Annotated in this window: 2 protein-coding genes; both read left to right on the top strand. The window is 74.0% G+C overall.

Annotated features, from left to right (window positions below):
* The coding region (locus tag SACHA_RS19545; RefSeq protein WP_019806297.1) for a Xaa-Pro dipeptidyl-peptidase at nt 1-1,654 on the top strand (1,654 nt) is incomplete at its 5' end.
* An 88-nt stretch (nt 1,655-1,742) separates the two neighbouring features.
* Nucleotides 1,743-2,518: DUF4192 domain-containing protein (locus SACHA_RS19540; RefSeq protein WP_019806295.1), on the top strand; the 776-nt coding region annotated here is incomplete at its 3' end.

The following is a 2,518-nucleotide window of genomic DNA, read 5'->3' as shown; positions in this document are numbered from 1 at the left end:
GTTCGACCCCGGCGACGCGGTGCGCGAGGAGGCGTGGGTCCGCGCGGACGTCGACAGCGACCGGGACGGCGCCGACGACCGGGTGCACGTCGAGGTGGTCCGGCCCCGCGCCACCGAGCGGGGCCTGCGCGTTCCGGTCGTGTACCAGGCGAGTCCGTACTTCTCCGGCGGTAACCCGGTGACGAACCACGACGTCGACGTGGAACTGCACGTTCCCACCCGTCCCGCCGGGCCGGACCCGCGGATCACCTCGCGCTACGAGGACTACTTCGTCTCCCGCGGCTTCGCCGTGGTCTACGCCGAGTCGCTGGGAACCGGCGACTCCACCGGGTGTCCCACGACGGGCGGGGAGAACGAGACCGTCGGCGCCGCCTCCGTGATCGACTGGTTGAACGGGCGGGCCCCGGCACGGGACGCCGGGGGAGCCCCCGTCACCGCGGACTGGAGCACCGGGAAGGCCGGGATGATCGGCGTGTCGTACAACGGCACCCTGCCCAACGCGGTGGCCTCGACCGGGATCGACGGCCTGGAGACGATCGTGCCCATCGCGGCCATCTCCGACTGGTACGACTACTACCGGGAGAACGGGGCCGTCGTCGCGCCGGGTGGCTTCCAGGGCGAGGACGCCGACGTGCTCGCCGAGTACGTCTACACCCGCGAGGACCGGGAGATCTGCCGCCCCGTCATCGACGAACTCGCGGCCCACCAGGACCGGGTCACCGGCGACGGCAACGCCTTCTGGCGCGAGCGGAACTACCTCGACGACGCCCACCGGGTGCGCGCGTCGGTGCTCGCGGTGCACGGCCTCGGTGACTGGAACGTCACCCTCAGCCAGGTGGCGGACTGGTACGAGGCGCTGGCCCGCAACGGGGTCGAACGCAAGATCTGGCTGCACCAGTCCGGGCACACCGACCCCTACTACCTGCGCCGGGACGTCTGGCTGACCACCCTCAACCGCTGGTTCTCGCACTACCTGTACGGCGTCGACAACGGCGCGGACACCGGACCGAGGGCCACCGTCCAGCGGGAGGACGGCACCTGGACCCGGGAGGCCGACTGGCCCGCGCCCGGCGCCGCGGACGCCACCCTGCATCCGAGGGCGGGCGGTGCCGGGCGCGGGGGACTCGATCCCCGACCGGACCGGGGCAGGCCGGTGTTCGAGGAGCTCACCGACGACGCCACGAGAACGGTCGAGGAGCTCGTGGACGCCCCCGCCTCGCCGCACCGGCTGGCCTACACCACGGACCCGGCCGGGCAGCCGGTGCGGCTGAGCGGCACGCCGAGGGTGGACCTGCGGATCGCGTTCGACCGTCCCGCGGCCAACGTCACCGGTGTGCTGGTGGACCGCGCGCCGGACGGGAGTTCGCACGTGATCACCCGCGGGTGGACGGATCCGCAGAACCGGCACCACCGCGGGCACACCCAGTTCGTGCACCCGGGCGTGCCGTACCGGGTGGCGTTCGATCTGCAACCCCAGGACTACGTGCTCGGAACCGGACACCGACTGGAGTTCGTGGTGCTGTCCAGCGACCACGACTTCACGCTGCGGCCGGATCCGGGAACGGGCCTGGCGGTCGACGTGCGCCGGACCTCCGTCACGGTGCCGGTCGTCGGGGGCGAGCGGGGTCTGCGCGGGGCGTTCGGCCCGTCCTGACCGGAGGTGTCGTCCACACCCGGCCGCCCCTGTGGACAACTCCGTGCGCAGGCACGCACGGACGGCCGGGCGCCGCCATGGTGGAGCCATGACACCGCCTTCCACGACACCGACCACCGTCGACCTGCGATCGCCGGGGGATCTGCTCGCGGCCACGCCACAGCTGCTCGGGTTCCGCCCCACCGACTCCGTGCTCGTCATCGGGCACCGGGCGCCCACGGGCACGCGCATCGGCGCGGTCCTGCGGGCGGACCTTCCCCCGCCGGGGGACGAGACGGCCCTGGCGCGGCGTCTGCGGAATCCTCTGGCGCACGACTCCGTCGCCGTCACCGTGGTCGTGGTCGGTCCGGACCCCCGCGACCCGGACGACCCGGACGACCGAGACGACCCGGACGACCGGGGGCCGGCCGGGCCGGGGGAGGACGAACCACCCGGAGCCGGCGAGCTCACCGGACGCCCGGAGCCACGCGGATGGTCCCCGTCCGCGCCGGGATACGCGGCGCACATCCTGGTCGACGCGCTCATGACGGCGTTCGACGAGGTCGGCGTGCCGGTCACGCACGCCCTGTGGACGGTCGGGATCCGCGCCGGGGCCCCGTGGCGGTGCTTCGACGACGACTGCTGCGCGGGACGGCTTCCCGATCCGCGTGCGTCCGTGCTCGCCGCCGTCACCACCCACGCGGGCCTGGTGACCTACCGCGACCGCGGTGACATGGGGCGCCAGCTCGAACCGGTCGCGGCGGAGGAGGTCCTCGCCCGCCGTTCCGCCCTGCTCGACACCCGCGGACGGCGCGAGCGCGTTCCCGCAGGCCGGGGGTGCCCGTGCGGTGGACCACGGGCGCTCGGTGGTATCCGCCGCCCTCG

The organism is Saccharomonospora halophila 8 (assembly GCF_000383775.1).
GTDB classification, from domain to species: Bacteria; Actinomycetota; Actinomycetes; order Mycobacteriales; family Pseudonocardiaceae; genus Saccharomonospora; species Saccharomonospora halophila.
Note: the sequence above shows the minus strand (reverse complement) of the source record. Positions and strands in the feature narration are given on the sequence as shown.